Annotated in this window: 11 protein-coding genes; 6 read left to right on the top strand and 5 right to left on the bottom strand. The window is 72.7% G+C overall.

All coding sequences use genetic code 11. From position 1 onward, the window contains the following. Positions 1 to 5 precede the first annotated feature (5 nt). Positions 6 to 3929, top strand: a complete 3924-nt coding sequence (gene fxsT, locus J4557_RS03485; protein ID WP_208264865.1) for an FxSxx-COOH system tetratricopeptide repeat protein — start codon at positions 6 to 8, stop codon at positions 3927 to 3929. On the opposite strand, the gene J4557_RS03480 is transcribed toward fxsT, so the two are convergent. Continuing rightward, a complete protein-coding gene (locus J4557_RS03480) occupies positions 3915 to 4817 on the bottom strand; it encodes an alpha/beta hydrolase (protein WP_208264864.1) in 903 nt (300 codons plus the stop codon). The genes fxsT and J4557_RS03480 overlap by 15 nt on opposite strands. Before the next feature lie 291 nt (positions 4818 to 5108). On the opposite strand from J4557_RS03480, the gene J4557_RS03475 reads away from it, so the two are divergent. Continuing rightward, on the top strand, positions 5109 to 6191 hold the full coding sequence (locus J4557_RS03475) for an FUSC family protein (RefSeq protein WP_208264863.1): 1083 nt from the start codon (positions 5109 to 5111) through the stop codon (positions 6189 to 6191). 1 nt (position 6192) lies between these two features. Here the strand turns inward: J4557_RS03475 and J4557_RS03470 are convergent, their stop codons facing one another. Beyond that, on the bottom strand, positions 6193 to 7494 hold the full coding sequence (locus J4557_RS03470) for a phosphodiester glycosidase family protein (protein WP_208264862.1): 1302 nt from the start codon (positions 7492 to 7494) through the stop codon (positions 6193 to 6195). A gap of 192 nt (positions 7495 to 7686) precedes the next feature. On the opposite strand from J4557_RS03470, the gene J4557_RS03465 reads away from it, so the two are divergent. Together J4557_RS03465 and fusA are read left to right on the top strand one after the other, a co-directional pair. Further along, a complete protein-coding gene (locus tag J4557_RS03465; RefSeq protein ID WP_208264861.1) occupies positions 7687 to 8511 on the top strand; it encodes an SCO6745 family protein in 825 nt (274 codons plus the stop codon). Between the two features lie 127 nt (positions 8512 to 8638). Next, the gene (gene fusA, locus J4557_RS03460; RefSeq protein WP_208264860.1) at positions 8639 to 10669 is read left to right on the top strand and encodes an elongation factor G; all 2031 of its coding nucleotides are present in this window, start codon (positions 8639 to 8641) and stop codon (positions 10667 to 10669) included. 42 nt (positions 10670 to 10711) lie between these two features. On the opposite strand, the gene J4557_RS03455 is transcribed toward fusA, so the two are convergent. Then, entirely contained in the window at positions 10712 to 11773 is a 1062-nt protein-coding gene (locus J4557_RS03455; RefSeq protein ID WP_208264859.1) for a hypothetical protein, read from the bottom strand. 202 nt (positions 11774 to 11975) lie between these two features. Between J4557_RS03455 and J4557_RS03450 the strand changes: the two genes are divergently transcribed. Beyond that, a complete protein-coding gene (locus J4557_RS03450) occupies positions 11976 to 13745 on the top strand; it encodes a hydroxysqualene dehydroxylase (RefSeq protein ID WP_208264858.1) in 1770 nt (589 codons plus the stop codon). Here J4557_RS03450 and J4557_RS03445 read toward each other — a convergent pair. Both J4557_RS03445 and J4557_RS03440 read right to left on the bottom strand, forming a co-directional pair. After that, on the bottom strand, positions 13742 to 15028 hold the full coding sequence (locus tag J4557_RS03445) for a PucR family transcriptional regulator (RefSeq protein ID WP_307799349.1): 1287 nt from the start codon (positions 15026 to 15028) through the stop codon (positions 13742 to 13744). The genes J4557_RS03450 and J4557_RS03445 overlap by 4 nt on opposite strands. Positions 15029 to 15161: 133 nt before the next feature. Further along, complete coding sequence (locus tag J4557_RS03440) at positions 15162 to 16361, bottom strand: RNA-guided endonuclease InsQ/TnpB family protein (RefSeq protein ID WP_208265042.1); 1200 nt, start codon at positions 16359 to 16361, stop codon at positions 15162 to 15164. Between the two features lie 152 nt (positions 16362 to 16513). On the opposite strand from J4557_RS03440, the gene J4557_RS03435 reads away from it, so the two are divergent. Then, positions 16514 to 17365 (top strand): SGNH/GDSL hydrolase family protein, encoded by an 852-nt coding sequence (locus tag J4557_RS03435; RefSeq protein ID WP_208264857.1) that lies wholly within the window; start codon positions 16514 to 16516, stop codon positions 17363 to 17365. Positions 17366 to 17429: the final 64 nt, after the last annotated feature.

The following is a 17429-nucleotide window of genomic DNA, read 5'->3' as shown; positions in this document are numbered from 1 at the left end:
AAGCCATGACGAACGACGGCACCATCGTCACCTTCTACTCCTACAAGGGCGGCACGGGACGCACGACCGCGCTCGCCAACGTCGCCTGGATCATGGCGATGGCGGGGCACAAGGTGCTGGTGGTCGACTGGGACCTGGAGTCGCCGGGGCTGCACAAGTTCTTCCATCCGTTCCTCGACCAGAACGTCGTGTCCGCCACGCCCGGAGTCATCGAACTGCTCACCGACTACGCGTGGGCGGCGACGACCAAGCACGAGAACGACGAGCGGGACTGGCACCTGGAGTACGCCCGGATCCTGCGGCACGCGGTCACGCTGGAGTGGGAGTTCCCGGGCGAGGGGACGCTCGACTTCGTGTCGGCGGGACGGCAGAACCGCGACTACTCGTCGCTCATCACCAGCATGGACTGGGACAACTTCTACGACCGGCTCGGCGGCGGGCAGTTCTTCGACGCGCTCCGCACCGACATGCGCCGCCATTACGACTACATCCTCATCGACAGCCGCACCGGGCTGAGCGACATCGCCGACATCTGCACGGTGCACTTCCCGGACGTCCTGGTCGACTGCTTCACGCTCAGCGATCAGAGCATCGACGGCGCCGCCGCGATCGCCGCGCACATCGACGAGCGGTACCGGGAGCGCGGCATCCGCATCCTGCCGGTGCCGATGCGGATCGACTTCGGGGAGAACGCGAAGGTGGAGGCCGGGCGGGCCTACGCCCGTGCGTGCTTCGACCGGTTCCCGCGAGGCATGAGCCGGCAGGACGCGAACCGGTACTGGCTGTCGGTGGAGATCCCGTACCGGCCGTACTACGCGTTCGAGGAGACCCTGGCGACGTTCGGCGACGCGCCGGGCTCGCCGAACTCGATGCTCGCCGCGTTCGAGCGGCTGACCGGCGAGATCACCGAGGGGCGCGTCAGCGGGTACCGGCCGGTCCCGGAGGAGCTGCGGCTCGGCACCCTGGAGCGGTTCGCGCGGCGCGGCCCGTCCGAGGTCACCGACGTTCTGATCAGCTACATGTCGGAGGACCGGCCGTGGGTCGACTGGATGACCCTGGTGCTGGGCCGGGCCGGGTTCCGGGTGCTGACCTGCAGCGTGGACGCCGCCGGCGGCGACGACGACCCGCCCGACACCGCCGGCCACACCATCGTGCTGATCTCGCCCGCCTACGCCGCCTCGCCGCACGCGCAGCGGGCCTGGGACTCGCTGGCCGGCCGCACCGCCGCCCCGCAGCGCCGGCTGACCGCCGTGCGGGTGCTGGACGCGCCGCTCAGCTCGGCGTTCAACGGCCCGGTGCCGATCGACCTGACCGGGCTCGGCGAGCGCGAGGGAGCCGACCGGCTCGTCCGCGCGCTCGGCCGCCCCGGGCAGGCGATGGAGCACGCGCCCGAGCACTCCCGGGTCGGGCCCCGGTTCCCGGGCGCGGCCCGCACCGCGCCGCCGGTCTGGAACGTGGACCGCCGCAACGCGGTGTTCACCGGCCGCGGCCGGCTGCTGGAGCAGCTGCGCGACCAGCTGCTCGGCTCGACGCAGCGGGTCGTCCTGCCGCAGGCGCTGCACGGGCTCGGCGGCGTCGGCAAGACGCAGGTCGCGCTGGAGTACGCGCACCGCTTCAAGGCCGACTACGACCTGGTGTGGTGGATCAGCGCGCAGCAGCCCGACTCGATCCGCGCCGCGCTGGCGAACCTGGCCAAGCAGATCGACCTGCGCGTCGGCGAGAGCATCACCGACGCCGCCAACGCCGCGCTGGAGGCGCTTCGGCGCGGCGAGCCGACCGCGCGCTGGCTGCTCATCTTCGACAACGCCGACAACCCGCGGGATCTGGAGCCCTACCTGCCGGGTGGCGACGGCCACGTGCTCATCACCTCCCGCGACCCGGCCTGGACGCAGCTCGCCGCGCCGCTGGCGGTGGACGTGTTCACCGAGGAGGAGGCCGCCGCGCACCTGGTCCGCCGGGTCGGCGAGATCTCCGACGACAACGCGCGCAAGATCGGCAGGGCGCTCGGCTACCTGCCGCTGGCGATCGAGCAGGCCGCGGCGTGGCTGGCGTCGACGTTCATGCCGGCGAGCGAGTACCTGCAGGCGCTGGAGAACGAGACGGCCTCCACGCTCGCGCTGAGCACCGAGACCTTCCCGCAGCCGGTCGCGCTGACCTGGAACGTCACCTTCCGGCAGCTGCGGGACGCCTCGCCGGCGGCGGCGCGGCTGCTGGAGCTGCTGGCGTTCTTCTCCTCCGAGCCGATCTCGCTCGACCTGATCTACAGCGACGAGACCGCCGGCGTCCTCGCGCCCTACGACGAGACGCTGCGGGACAAGCTGGTGCTCGGCAAGCACGTCCGGGAGATCAGCCGGTTCGCGCTGGCGAAGGTCGACCTCGGCAACAACTCCATCCAGGTGCACCCGCTGGTGCAGGCGGTGATCCGGCACGGGATGGAGCCGGGGCCGACCGAGACGACCTGCCACGACGTGCACAAGATCCTGCTCGGCGCGCGGCCCAAGCACGGCGACACCGACGACCCGGTGAACTGGCCGGCGCTGGAGGAGATCCTGCCGCACGTCAAGCCGTCGAGCGCCGCCCAGTGCGACGACGAGGACACGCGGCAGATGCTCACCGACCTCGTCCGCTACCAGTGGAAGCGCGGCAGCTTCGAGAGCGCGATGGCGGCCGGGCGGGAGTTGAGCGCCGAGTGGAGCGGCAAGCTCGGCCGCGACCACTGGCAGTGGCTGTTCCTGCAGTCGCAGATCGCCAACGTGCTGCGGTCCCAGGGCTCCTACGCGGAGGCCTACGAGTTGGACCTCGACGTGATGGAGCGGCAGGAGAAGTCGCCGACGATCGGCCCCGCGCACCCGCACACCCTCATCACGGCCGGGAACCTGGCGGCGGACCTGCGGGCGATGGGGAAGTTCCGGGAGGCGCTGGAACGGGACCTGGTCACCTACGAGAAGGCGGCCGTGCCGTGGGGCGAGGACCACCCGCGGACGCTGATGATCGCCCACAACCTCGCCGTCGACTACCGGCTGAACGGCGACCCGGAGAGCGCCCGCAGGTACGACGCCGAGACGCTGGAGCGGCGGCGGACGTCGCCGGCCCTCGGCGAGAACCACCCGTACACGCTGTTCTCGGAGGCCAACCTGGCGCGCGACCTGCGCGAACTCGGCAGGTTCGACGAGTCGGTGACCAGGCTGCGGGACGTGTACCGGCGCTACCTGGACGTCCTCGGCGACCAGATCCTCGACACGCTGCGCACGGGCAAGAGCCTGGCGGTGTCGTTGCGGCGGGCCGGGCACCGCGAGGAGGCGCTGACGTTGGCGGAGGAGACCTTCGCCCGCTACCAGCGGTACTTCCCGGACTCGCCGGACACGCTGCCCGCCGATCTGGAGGTCGCGGCGTGCATGTCCGCGCTCGGCGACAAGATCGGCGCGCGCGACCGTACCCGGACGATCCTCGCCAAGCACACCGAGCAGATGGGACCGGACCACCCCTACACCGTGATGATCGGCAACAACCTGGCCTGCTACCTGCGCGGCGCCGGCGACGTGGGGGAGGCGCGCGTGCTGGCGGGCGACGTCGTCGAACGGCTCACCGGCCTGCTCGGCCGCGAGCATCCGTACGTGCTGTCCGCCGTGCTGAACTCCGCGAACTGCCTCGCCGACGGCGGCGAGCCGGAGCGGGCGCACGATCTCGAGCGGGACGTGCTCGGCAGGCTGGTCGGGGTGCTCGGCGACGACCACCCCGACACCAACGCCTGCCGGGCCAACCTGTCGGTCACCCTCAACGCGATGGGCCGCGTCTCGGAGGCCCAGGAGCTGCGGGACCGCGCCTGCGCGGGGCTGCTCGTCCTCGCCGTGGACCATCCGCACCCGCTGATCTCCGACGTGCGGGCCGGCGTGCGGGTCAACCGCGACCTCGAACTACAGCCGCTGTGAGGTGCGGGCGCCCGGTGCGCTGTCCGGCTGGACGAGCCAGGTCAGCACGTCGGGGAGGACGTCGAACGCTCCGAAGTGCGCCGACCCGGGCTGCACGACCACGGTCGAGGTCGGGATGCGGTCGGCGAGCCAGCGGGAGTGCCCGGCGGGGGAAAAGGTGTCGTTGGCGCCGTGCCACAGCATCGTCGGCACCACGATGTCGCCCAGTTCGAATCCCCACGGCGCGCAGAAGGCGAGCAGGTCGTCGATCCAGCCGTCCGCGGACGTGCGGAACGCCTCGGCGAACGTCTCCAGCAACATCCTGCGCATGCCCGCGTCGGACACGACGCGGCGGTCGGACTGGGTCAGTTCGGCGGACAGGTCGGCGACGTACTGGGCCGGGTCGGCGCGGATCCGGTCGGCGACCGACCGCAGCCGGGCCGACACCAGCGGGCCCTGCCGCCGGACGGCGAGGTACTCGCGGGTGTTGGAGGCCGCCATCCCCTCGAACCAGTCGAGCCCCTCCGCCTGTGCGGGCGCGAGCCCGACGAGCGCCGCGACCCGCCGGGCCCGGCCGGGCAGCAGCGCCGCGCAGGCGAGCGCGTGCGGACCGCCGCCGGACCGGCCGAGGACGGCGAATTCCCGCAATTCCAGCGCGTTGGCTATTCGCCGTACATCGTCGGCGACATCGGCGACCGCGCGTCCGATGCTGCGGTCCGAACGGCCATATCCCGGCCGATCGAAGGTGATGAGCCGGATGCCCAGCTGGTAGAGCACCATGGGGCGGGGAATGGGGCCGAGCCTGCTGCCGGGCGTGCCGTGCAGGAGAAAGACGGGGCGGCCCGCCGGTTCTCCCCACTCCTCCACGGCAAGCCCCCGCCCGTCCGCCGCCGGCACGACCGTCGTCAAGACGTCCTCCGCTCCGGATCCAGTACCCGAAAGGAATCCCTTATTCGCTTCTAACCGAGCTTCCGCGGGGAAGTCAACCCCCGATGCCTCATTCCGGTTCGGTGCGGTTCCACCGGCAGTGCGATTTGTGACATCCGCGGCGCGGCGATTCGCTATTCCTTAATTGCATTTTCTTTGCGCGGGCGAGGGCGTCGGGGGAGGGCGCTGCGCGGGCCCGCCGGGGCGCGGGCGCCGGGGTGGCGGCATGGCTGGGTGATCGGGGGGAATCGGGGGGCGGTGTGGATCAGTGGATTGTGGGGGTATGTCCTGCCTTGGGCGGGGTGGCGGTACTGGCGGGAACGGCTGAAGCTCACCGCGAAGGCGGTCGTCGCCGGGGTGCTCGCGTGGACGGCGGCGCGGTACGTCGCCGGGCACTCCGAGCCGTACTTCGCGCCGCTCGCCGCGCTGCTCGGCGTGTACCCGTCGGTCGTGCGGTCGGTCCGGGAGAGCCTCGCCTACGGCGCCGGGTTCGTCATCGGCGCCGCGCTCGCGATACCGGTCGGCATCTGGATCGGCCCGAACGTCCTCGGCATCGCCGTCGTGCTGTCCCTCGCCATGATGGCGTCGGGGTGGCGGCGGCTCGGCGGCCAGGCGTCGCAGGTCCCGTTCACCGCGCTGTTCGCGCTGCTGCTCGGCGGCCGCGACGCCGTCGGGTACACGCTGCCGCGGCTCGGGGACGTCGCGCTCGGGCTCGCGGTCGGGCTGGCCGTGAACGCGCTGGTGTTCCCGCCGCTCCACCTGCGCCGCGCCGAGTACGCCGCGGAGCGGATGCGGGACGCCCTCGCCGAGGCGATGGACGCCCTCTCCGCCGCCGTCACCGACCCGGACGGGCGCCGTCCGTACTGGGACGAGGCGGACGAGCGGCTGCGGACCGTCCAGGAGCAGGCGCGGCACGCCTACGAGCAGGGCCGCGACAGCATGCGCGCCAACCCGCGCGCGAAGCTGCGCGGCTACCGGCTGCGGTGGCGGGACGAGCCGGAGCGCTGGCCCGCGACCCGGCTGATGAACACGCTCGACCAGGCGACGACGTACGTCCGGTCGATCGCCGGCACCTACGCCGAGGCGGGGGACGCGGAGACCGAGGAGCTGCGGTTCCCCGAGGCGTTCCGGCACGACCACGCGCGCGTGCTCGGGATGCTCGCCGGGCTCGTCCGGCGGCTGCCCGAGGCGCCCGGCGAGGAGGAGCTTGCGGACGCCGAACGCCTGCAGCGGCGCATGGAGCGCCCGCACCAGGGGGCGGGCACGGACGCGCCGGGCCTGTGGGACCCGCAGAAGGAGGTCCTCCGGCTCAGCCGCCTCATGCTGGACGACCTGCGCCCGCGCCCGCCCCGCTGACTCAGGAGAACACGCCGATCCCGTTGGCGACGGCCCGCTCGGCGCCGTCGGACGGGACGTTGCGGACGGTCGCCGACGACTCGCCGGGCCCGCGCGCCACGAAGGCGGACGATCCGCCGCCGTCGAGGTTCACCCCGGCGGACGCGCCGGCCCGCGCGAGCAGCGACGCCAGCTCGGCGACGGTGACGCCGCCGCTGGTCTCCGACCGCCCGTCCACCACGGCGAGGTACAGGTGGCGGCCGTCGCGGCTCACGCCGGCGGCGGTGCGCGGCGCGGGGCCGGCGGCGTCCAGTCCGTCGAGGGGGCGGCCGCCGCGCAGGATCGGGAAGCCGCCCACCGCGAACCGGAACCGCACCTTTCCGGTCAGCCGGTACCGGACCTTCACCCGGTCGCCCCTGCGCAGCCGCCGCAGCGCGTCGGCGCCCTCGTCACGGCCGACGAGCACGGTCGTGCCCGCCGGGATCGCGCCGTCGCCGACGGCGTCCGAGACGCTCGTGACGACGCCGCGCCGCACCGCGACCTCCGCGGTGTCGGTGCTGCACGGGTCGTTGCGGGCGTGGTCCGTGCCGCAGACCGCGCGCTGCCGCGACACCGCGCCCCACTCGCTCGTGAACGCGCCGACGCCGCCGACGGGGAGCGCGTACTGGTTGAGGCCGCCCAGCTCCAGCGTCCCGAGCCGGGAGCGGACCGTCCCGGCCAGCCGCAGGCTCGCCACGTGCCCGCGCCGGTCGGTGCCGACGCCGATCACGTCGCGGGTGGACGTCCCGGGCGGCAGCGCGGGCCCGAACCGCTGGCCGTCGGGCACGGCCGCCTTCAGCGCGCGGCCGCCGTCCACCTCCGGCCCGGACGACGAGCCGGTCGGCGGCACGCCCGCGTGGGTCTCGCTGATGTTGAAGAAGTCGCCGTTGACGCCCCCGATCGCGTGCTGGGCGTTCGCCATGCCGGAGACCGTCGCGCGCTGCGCGATCGCGTCCGGGTGCAGCAGGCCGACCCGGACGTGCGGGGCGCGCAGGTCGACGTCGAGCAGGTCGCCGACCGCCTTCCCGCCGACGCCGGACGTCTCGAAGGTCCGCGCGACGACCCCGGGCGCGAGCCGCAGCGCCGAGGTGTAGCGCAGGTCCGCGACCGCCGCCGCGCCGGGCATCGCGCGGGCGGCGGGGCGCTCGCCGGATCCGGCGCCGTCCGCCGCGGGGGGCGCCGGGGCGGCGCCCGCCGTGCCCGCGGCCGCCGTGTTCAGGACCGCCGTGTTGACGACCGCCGTGCCCAGGGCCGCCGCGACGGCCACCGTCCACTTCCTCACCACCGGTACCACCCTCCTGTGCGGTGACAGCCTGATGATCATGGCGCGGGAAGGGTGAACCGCCGGTGCTGCCGGTGCGAACTTTCGTCAACGATCTTCCTGGTCGCGGGGTGCGCCGGAGGAGGCGGGGGATTGACGGGCGCCGGAAACTAGAATTACGTTCGAATTCCTACTGGTCGGTACGGAGGACGGACGATGCGGGCAGCGCGCGAGGCTTGGCGCCGGCTGGAACCGGTGCACGGCATGATCTACTTCGTGCCGGAGGGACCCGAGCGCTACGCCGCGCTGGGCCTGGACGGCGCCGCCGGCTACTTCGCCTCCCGGTCCGCCGCCCTCGGCCGCGCGTCCGCCGAGGTCGTCATCGCGACCTTCTACAACTTCCACCCCCGGCTGGTCCGCGCCGCCCTGCCCGCCGCCTGGGAGAAGGCGACCCCGGAGCAGGTGCTCGCCGCCCGGCTGGACGCGGCCGGCGCCGCCCTGCGCCGCGCCGGCATCCACCGCGTCGACGGCCTCGACGAGATCCTCGGCCTCGCCACCCGCGCCGCCGAGGCCGCCTGCGGCCACCTGCACGGCCGCCCCCTGTTCGCCGCGCACGCCGCCCTGCCCTGGCCGGACGAGCCGATCGACCGGCTCTGGCACGCCCAGACCCTGCTCCGCGAGTTCCGCGGCGACGGGCACGTGGCCGCACTGACGGACGCGGGCGTCGCGCCCCTCGAAGCGCTCGTCCTGCACGCCGCCACCGGCACCGTCCCGACGCCGTTCCTCAAGGCCACCCGCGCGTGGCCCGCCGACGAATGGGCCGCGACGGAGGAGGCGCTGCGCGCCCGCGGCCTCCTCGACGGCGATGAGCTCTCGGCCGAGGGGAAGGCGTTCCGGCAGCGGATCGAGGACCGCACCGACGAGCTCGCGCTGCCCGCCTACACCGCCCTCGGCGAGGACGGCTGCGAACGCCTCGCCGACCTGGCCCGCCCCTTCGGCCGCGCCGTCGTCTCCGCGGGGCTGCTCAACCCCGCCGGCTGATCGCTCCGGGGCCCGGAGAACGCCGGAAAAACAATTGGCGCCGATTCCGGGCCCGCGGTTATCGTCGCGGGGCCGCGGAACATTTCCGCGTCCCCACCGGCGAGAGCCAGAAAAGGAGTGATTCCCGATGACCGCGACCTTCCTTGACCTGACGACCGTTCGCAACATCGGGATCATGGCGCACATCGACGCCGGCAAGACCACCACCGCCGAGCGGATCCTCTACTTCACCGGCGTCTCGCACCGCATCGGGGAAGTGCACGACGGGAATACCGCGCTGGATTGGACGGACCAGGAACGCGCGCGCGGAATCACCATCACGTCCGCCGCGACGACCTGCCATTGGCGCGGGCACACGATCAACCTGATCGACACGCCCGGCCACGTCGACTTCACCATCGAGGTCGAACGGTGCCTGCGCGTCCTCGACGGCGCCGTCGCCGTGTTCGACGGCGTCGCCGGCGTCGAGCCGCAGTCGGAGACCGTGTGGCGGCAGGCCGACCGGTACGGCGTCCCGCGCGTCTGCTTCGTCAACAAACTCGACCGTGCGGGCGCCGACCTGCACCGCTGCGTCGACATGATCGCCGACCGGCTGGGCGCGGTGCCGCTCGTCCTGCAACTGCCGATCGGTGCCGAGTCCGGCTTCACCGGCGTCGTCGACCTGGTGGAGGAGCGCGCGCTCGTCTGGTCCGGCTCCGGCGAGCCGGACGTCCGGCCCGTCCCGCCCGGTCTCGCGGCGGACGCGCGGCGCGGGCGGGCCCGGCTCGTCGAGACGCTCGCCGAGCACGACGAGACGATCATGGAGCTGTACGTGGACGGCGCCGAACCACCGGCGGAGCGGCTGCACGAGGCGATCCGCAGGCTGACCGTCGCGTCCGCCGCCACCCCGGTGCTGTGCGGCAGCGCGTACCGGAACAAGGGCGTCCAGCCGCTGCTGGACGCGATCGCGCGGTACCTGCCCTCGCCGCTGGACGTCGCGGGCGGCCCGCACGCCGCGTCCGACCGCGCGCCGCTGTCCGCCCTCGCCTTCAAGATCATGACCGACCGGCACCTCGGCCGGCTCACCTTCGTCCGGATCTACTCCGGCCGCCTGGAGGCCGGCACGCCGGTGCTGAACGGCGTCACGAACGGAAGGGAGCGCATCGGCAAGATCTACCGCGTCCACGCGAACAGCCGCGAGGAGATCGGGTCGGCGGGCGCGGGCGACATCGTCGCGGTCATGGGCCTGAAGCGGACCACGACCGGCGAGACGCTCTGCGACCCGGCGCACCCCGTCGTGCTCGAGTCCATGGACTTCCCGTCCCCGGTCATCGAGGTCGCCATCGAGCCCCGCGCGCGGGGCGACCACGAGCGGCTGGCCGCCGCCGTCCAGCGGCTCGCCGAGGAGGACCCGTCCTTCCGGGTGCACGCCGACGCCGAGACCGGCCAGACCGTCATCGGCGGGATGGGGGAGCTCCACCTCGAGATCCTCGTCGCCCGCCTGCGGGACGACCACGGCGTCGACACCGCGGTCGGCAGGCCGCGCGTGGCCTACCGGGAGACCGTCCGCCGGGCCGCCTCGAACGTCGAGGTGACCTACAGGAAGCAGAACGGCGGAAAGGGGCAGTTCGCGAAGGTCCGGCTCTCCATCGAGCCGATCGAGGAGCATTACGAGTTCGTCAACCGGGTGACCGGCGGGCGCGTTCCGCGGCATTTCGTGCCGTCCGTGGACGACGGCTGCCAGGAGGCCATGCGGACCGGCCCGCTCGCCGGCTTCCCGATGACGGGCGTGCGCGTGACCCTGCTCGACGGCGACCACCACCCCGTCGACTCGTCCGAGCTCGCCTTCACGATCGCCGGTTCGCTGGCCTTCAAGGAGGCGGTCCGCCGCGCGTCGCCCGCGCTGCTCGAACCCGTGATGGCCGTCGAGGTCACCACGCCCGCCGAGCATATGGGCGCGGTCATCGGCGACCTCAACGCGCGCCGAGGCCGCGTCGAGGGCACCCGGCCGCAGGGCGGCGCCGAGGTCGTCCGCGCCCTCGTCCCGCTGGCGGAGATGTTCGGCTACGTCGGCCACCTGCGCGGCGCCACCTCGGGCCGCGCGGTGCACTCGATGCAGTTCGACTCGTACGCCGAGGTCCCGCCCAGCGTGGCGGCCAAGGTGACGGCGGCCGCCTGACCCACCCGGCCGCACGGGCCCGCGCCCGTGCGGCCGGCCCGGTCAGCGCACGCCGTCGATGGTCCACTCGGCGCTCGCGCGCACGAGGAACAGCCCGGGTCCCGGTAGCTCCGCCGCCTTGGTGAACGAGCCCGACCCGGCGACCACCGACCCCGCGAGGTCGCACGACCACGAGAACCGCAGCAGCGCGAACGACCCCCGCCCCTTCTGCCGGACCCGTATCGGGACCGGCCCGCCGTCATGCCGGAACAGGTACATGCCCTGTCCGGACGTCCCGTCCCGCAACGGCGGCACGTCCTCCAGTGCGACCAGCCACGCCTCCCAGGGCACGTCGGACGTGATCTGCACCGGCAGCAGCCGCTTCCGGCCCGCGGCGAGCGGGAAGACCACCCGCCGGGTCGGCTCGCCCGTCCCGGACCACAGCGACCTCGGGTTGCCCCGGTGCCGGATGTCGACGGACGCCGCCGTGGGTCCGGAGAAGCGGACCACCAGAACGGCCGCCTCCCGGGGGGCGATCGAGAGCTCGACGCGGGCGTTGCCCTTCCTGCGGGCCACGCTCCCTTGCGCGGTCCCGGCGGGAGGCGCGTCGAACGGAGCCGCGCCGGCCGGCTCGCCGGGCCGGGCCCGCTCCCGCTTCCGGCTCCCGGACCCGGCGACGCGCCCCGTCTCGATCGGCGGGAGGCCCTCCTCCAGCCGCACCGCGTCCGCCGCGCACACCGGCACCGGGCGGGCCGTCCCCTCCGGCGGAGCCCATACCGCCCGCCGCACCGACGGCCCGTGCCGCGCGTCGAAGAAGCACAGCGGACGGTGGTCCGGTACCGGTAGGCCCGCAAGCCGGGCGTCCACGCAGGCCAGCGCGTGGCGCCCCGCGTCCAGCGCCCGGACGGCGTCCTCGGCGTCGAGGAGGTCCCTGTCTCCCGCGAAGGCGCGTTTCGCCTGCTCGTACGCGTCGAGGGCGCGCTCGTAGTCGGCCAGCAGGTCCGCGTCGCCGGCATGCTCGGCGGGCTCCAGCGCATGTCCCGCCAGCGCCTCCCCGAGTGCGGTGATGTCCGCCTCGACCGCGGCGAGCTCGGCCCCGCGGCGCCGCCTGAAGATTCCGAACACCCCGGCAACCTACCGCTCCGCCCCTCGCCGGACGCGGCCGCGCGCAGCGGCGGAGCGTGCCGGTGTTGACGGACTTCCAGTTCCTATTGGCGACACGTTAATAGCGTGTTACAAGTAACTCAACACTTATGAAGCGCCCGGTCGGGGGGCGCGCGGGCGCCCTGCGGGCTCCGGAAGATCCGGAGCGCCAGAGGAGGTCACCATGGGTGAGACCACGCGCAGGCGGTTCCTGCGCGACGCCGGGCTGATGGGCGCGGCCACGGCCGGAGCGCTGGCGATGGGGTCCGCGCCCGCGCGGGCCGCGGGCGGGAAGCGGGTCGCGGTGCTCGGCGGCGGCGTCGCCGGGCTGAGCGCGGCCCACGAACTGGCCGACCGGGGCTTCCAGGTCGACGTCTACGAGCGCACGGCCCTCGGCGGGAAGGCGCGCAGCATCTTCCCGCCCGGCACCGGGACGGGCGGGCGCCTCGACCTGCCGGGCGAGCACGGATTCCGGTTCTTCCCCGGCTTCTACTTCAACCTGACCGACAACATGCGCCGGACGCCGTTCCCGGGCAACCAGAACGGATGCTGGGACAACCTCGTCCGCGCCGACGCGTACATGATGTCGCGGCAGGGGCGGCCCGACCTGACCATCCCGTTCCCGTTCCCGCTGCCGCCGGACTCCAGCATCTACGACAAGGCCAGCTTCCTGGCGACGATCCAGTCCGGGCTGCAGACGGTCGCGAAACTGTCGCTCACCGAGGCGGCGTTCGCGGCGCAGAAACTGCTCGTCTACGTCACCAGCTGCGACGCGCGCAAGCTCGGGCAGTGGGAGAACATCACGTGGTCGGACTACATCCGCGCCGACCGGTTCTCCGACGAGTACAACAAGTTCATCGCCGACGGGACGATCCGCAACCTGGCCGCGACCAAGTCCAAGGACGCCAGCACCCACTCGATCGCCAAGGTCGGCGAGGCGACGGTGTGGAGCATCCTCGACCTCGGCAACGAGCCCGGCGGGACGGTCGACCGGGTGCTGGACGGGTCGACGTCCGAGATGTGGCTCGACCCCTGGATCGCGCACCTGAAGAGCCTCGGCGTCACCTTCCACGTCGGCTACAACGTGGATTCGCTGCAGATCTCCGGCGGCGCCATCACCGGCGCCGGGGTGACCGCGAACGGGAGCTCCAGCACGGTCACGGCCGACTGGTACATCGTCTCGATGCCGTGCGAGCGGGCCGTGAACCTGCTGAGCGACGACATCCTCAAGGCCGATCCGGCGCTCGGCGGGATCAAGGGCCTGCGCACGGACTGGATGACCGGCCTGCAGTTCTTCCTCAAGAAGAAACTGCCGCTGGCGCCCGGCCACGTCAACTACGGCGACTCCGCGTGGGCGGTCACGTCCATCAGCCAGGAGCAGTTCTGGAAGCGGGACTTCTCCACCTACGGGGACGGCACCGTGCAGGACTGCCTGTCGTCGATCATCTCCGACTGGTTCACGCCCGGCACGTTCAACAAGAAGAAGGCGAGCGAGTGCACGCCCGCGGAGATCGCCGCGGAGACGTGGGCGGAGATCAAGGCGCACCTCAACGACACCGGGACCGTCCTCACCGACGACATGCTGCACTCGTGGTTCCTGGACCCGGCGATCGTCCGCAGCGGCAGCGGCGTCACCAACGACACGCCGCTGTTCATCCAGCAGCCCGGCTCGTGGAAGCTGCGGCCGGACGCCAAGACGAAGATCCCGAACCTGTTCCTCGCCGGCGACTGGGTGAAGACGCCGATCAACGTGACGACGATGGAGGGCGCCAACCAGGGCGGGCGGCAGGCGGTGAACGCGCTGCTGGACGCGGCCGGGTCGAACGCGTCGCGCTGCTCGGTGCACGAGCTGTACGAGTCGCCGCTGTGGACGCTGTTCAAGGCGAACGACAAGGTCCGCTACGCGCTCGGCCTGCCGCACGAGTTCGACGTCCTCGACCCGCGCTGGCCCTAGCCGAGTGACCGGCGCGCCACCAGCGCCGCGTTGAGGAGCTGCAGGTCGGTCGGGCGGGCCGGGTCGAGCCCGGTCAGCTCGCAGATCCGGCGGACGCGGTAGGCGACCGTGTTCGGATGGACGTGCAGGGCCGCCGCGGTGGCGCGCCGGTCCAGGTCGTCCGCCAGGTAGCGGCGCAGCGTGTGCAGCAGTTCGGGCTTGCGGTCGAGCGGCTCCAGCAGCCCGGCGAGCAGGGCGAGCGCGCCGCTCGGCCGGCTGAGCTGGTAGTCGAGCAGGACGTCGGCGAGCCGGTACAGGCCGGGCGGGCGGCCCGTCCCGCGGACGAGGTCGATGATCTCGGCGGTCTGGGTGACGGCGGCGGGGATGCCGGACGGCCCGGTGATCTCCGCCGCCGCGGTGACGCGGGTGTCGGCGGCCTTCCCGGCCCGCGCGACGAGGTCCTGCACCAGGTCCCAGGCCGGCGGCGCGGCGAACGGCAGCAGCGCCGTGCCGCCGGACGCGTCGAGCGCGGTGAGGGCGGGCTCGCCGGCGAACCGGTCCAGCACCGTCCGGACGCGGCGGATCTTGCGGCGGGCGGCGACCCGGGCGCGCTGGCCGGTGCCGCGCTCGTCGGGCGTCCGGGTGAACGCGAGCGTCAGGACCGCGTACCGGGCGGCGGGGCGCAGGCCGGTCCGGCGGACGATCAGGTCGAGCGGCTCCCCGGCGAGCAGTGCGGTCATCAGGGCGTGCCGCCCGCCCTGCTCCTGGCTGTCGAGGACCTGCCGGACCTCCAGGTAGGAGCCGCTGACGGCGGTGGTCAGCCGCGCCTGGAAGTCGACGAAGTAGCCGAGCGCCTCCTGCAGGTCGGGAAGGTCGGCCGGCCGGGCGCCGGCGGCCAGCTCGTCCCAGGCCATCGCCGCGCCGATCCGGTAGGCGGTGAGGATCGCCTCCAGCGGGACGCCCTCCTCGGCGCGCAGCGCGGCCGAGTCGCGCTGCCGCCCGAACTCGCCGGCCCCGGCGGGGCGGCGGCGCTCCAGCACGTCCGCGAACTGGCGGAGGCTGTGCTGGACGATCCCGGCGACGTCCCCGGCGATCTCCTCGTTCGGCAGTTCGGCGTAGACGGGCAGCTCGGCCAGCAGCCGTTCCAGGACGCGGCGGGTCAGCTCCGGCGCGCGCGCCCGCAGATGGGCGGCCAGCGGCCGCCCGCCCATGCGCAGTGCCTCCGCGGCCGTGCCCGAAGGCGGCCCGTCCAGGCCCGAAGGCGGCCCGGCCATGCTCAGCGACCCCTTGTTGTCCTCCGGCACAACGGCTCCCGGGAAACTCTGCGCCCGCACCAATTGAACGGTGTGTCAAAAGTCTGGACGATCACGGCGACATCGTCCATGGCGGCCAGGGAGCGAAGTGTTGGCCTCTCCTCCTCTTCCAAGAAGAGGATTCTCACGGCTCGCGCTGTGAGGGTTTCTGCTTCGCTGCCGACCGCCCCGTTCGGGAGGACTCCCGTTGAGGTCTTACACCGGCTCCACAGACCGACACCGCCAGCCCGGCGGCCAGAAGGTTGCGTGCCGCGTTCACGTCCCGGTCATGGGCCGTGGCGCAGCCGTCGCACGTCCACTCGCGGACGTTGAGCGGCATCTTCTCCCGGAGGGTGCCGCAGGTCGAGCAGAGTTTGGAAGAGGGGAACCAGCGGTCCACCGCGACCATCTCGCGGCCGTACCAGTCGGCCTTGTATTCCAGCATGCTCCGGAACTCGCTCCAGGCCGCGTCGGAGATGGCGCGGGCCATCGTGTGGTTCTTGAGCAGGTTCCGCACCGACAGGTCCTCGATCACGATCGTTTGGTTGTCACGAACGAGCCGAGTTGTGATCTTGTGCAGGGTGTCGCGGCGGCGGTCGGTGATGCGGGCGTGGACGCGGGCGACGCGGCGGCGGGCCTTACCGTGGTTCACCGAGCCTTTGGCCTTGCGGCAAAGGCTCCGCTGGGCCTTTGCCAGCCGTTCCCGGTCGCGCCGCTCGTGCCGGGGGTTGGCGATCTTCTCGCCGGTGGACAGGGTCAGCAGGTGGTCCAGGCCCGCGTCCACGCCGACCGCCGCGTCCGTTGGTGGCAGGGGCCGGACGGTGGGGTCCTCGCACTGCAGCGAGACGAACCAGCGTCCGGCGCTGTCTTGGGAGACGGTGACCGTGGACGGCTGCGCTCCCTCGGGCAGGGGACGCGACCATACGATCGCCAGCGGTTCGGCCATCTTCGCCAGAGTCAACTGACCGTCCCGGAAGCGGAACGCCGAGGTGGTGTATTCGGCGGACTTGCGAGACTTCTTCCTGCTCTTGAACCGCGGATACTTCGCCCGTTTGGCGAAAAAGCCGGTGAACGCCGCCTGCAGATGGCGCAGCGCCTGCTGGAGCGGTACCGAGGACACCTCGTTGAGGTAGGTGAATTCCTCGGTCTTCTTCCACGCCGTGAGCATCGCCGAGGTGGCGTTGTAGTTGGTCCGTTCCTGTCGCAGCACCCACGCCTGGGTGCGGGCGGTAAGGGCGAGGTTGTAGACCTTGCGCACGCATCCGAACGTTCGCGACAACTCGGCTGCCTGCGCGTCGGTCGGATAGAAGCGGTACTTGAAAGCCCGCTTTACCGGCACAGCCATAGCCATGCTCACAAGATATCAAATCGGATAGTGAGCAACCGTTGGTTCGGTAGGACCGGCCATTTTCTCTGCGCTGATTTATAGCTTCCTGTCCACTTTGGCAGAAGTTTCTTTTTCTCTCCCCGGCTCGGGGAATACGCGAAGGAGGCTGTATGAAGCGTCTGTTCGGTGGAGTCGTCGGCTCGATCGTGGCGGCGGCCGCGGCCCTGGCGGTCGCGGGGCCCGCGCACGCGGCGGCGGGGCGGTACGTCGCGCTGGGCGACTCGATGGCGTCCGGCCCGCTCATCCCGGATATCACCGGCAACGTCGGCTGCGGCCGGTCCACCCGCAACTACGCGCACGACCTGGCCTCCGCGATGGGCCTGAACCTGGCGGACGTGACGTGCAGCGGCGCGTCCACCAAGCACATGACGCAGTCGCAGGACACCAGCGTCGCGGGCGTCGACACCGGGACCGTCCCGCCGCAGTTCGACGCGCTGACCGCGGACACGGCGCTGGTCACGCTGACGATCGGCGGCAACGACGTCGGCCTCGTCGGCATCGCGCAGAACTGCGCCACCCTCGACCCGACGGCGACGCCCTGCAAGGGGACGTACGAGGCGCAGGTCGAGCAGCGCACGGCGGAGTTCGAGCCGAAGCTGTCGGCGGTGCTCGACGGCATCCGGCAGCGGTCCCCGAACGCCCGGATCGTCGTCACCGGCTACGGCCTCTACATCAAGCCGAACGGCTGCTGGCCGCTGCAGCCCGTGCTGCCCACCGACGCCGACTTCCTGCAGGGCTCCGTCAACGCCTTGAACGCGGTCATCAAGCGGCAGGCCGAGGCGCACGGCGACACCTACATCGACCTCGTCACGCCGAGCGCCGGGCACGACTCGTGCCAGTCGGCGTCGCAGCGCTGGCTGGAGGGCTACGTGCCGGTGCACCCCGCCGCGCCGCTGCACCCGAACCAGTCCGGCGAGGCCGCCTACGCCTCCGTCATCCGGGGCGTGATCGACGCTTCCTGACACGGCCGCCTCTGAGGCGACGAGGCGCCGCGTTCGGCGACGCGGCGCCGCCTCCCGGCCCGGG

This window comes from Actinomadura nitritigenes, assembly GCF_017573545.1.
Taxonomy (GTDB): domain Bacteria; phylum Actinomycetota; class Actinomycetes; order Streptosporangiales; family Streptosporangiaceae; genus Spirillospora; species Spirillospora nitritigenes.
This window is presented reverse-complemented; position numbering and strand designations above follow the sequence as displayed.

What these genes read in the sequence shown, in the direction of transcription:
- fxsT (WP_208264865.1), top strand. Translation starts at nt 6, where the DNA reads ATGACGAACGACGGCACCATCGTCACCTTCTACTCCTACAAGGGCGGC.
- J4557_RS03465 (WP_208264861.1), top strand. Translation starts at nt 7,687, where the DNA reads ATGCGGGCAGCGCGCGAGGCTTGGCGCCGGCTGGAACCGGTGCACGGC.
- fusA (WP_208264860.1), top strand. Translation starts at nt 8,639, where the DNA reads ATGACCGCGACCTTCCTTGACCTGACGACCGTTCGCAACATCGGGATC.
- J4557_RS03450 (WP_208264858.1), top strand. Translation starts at nt 11,976, where the DNA reads ATGGGTGAGACCACGCGCAGGCGGTTCCTGCGCGACGCCGGGCTGATG.
- J4557_RS03440 (WP_208265042.1), bottom strand. Translation starts at nt 16,361, where the DNA reads ATGGCTGTGCCGGTAAAGCGGGCTTTCAAGTACCGCTTCTATCCGACC.
- J4557_RS03435 (WP_208264857.1), top strand. Translation starts at nt 16,514, where the DNA reads ATGAAGCGTCTGTTCGGTGGAGTCGTCGGCTCGATCGTGGCGGCGGCC.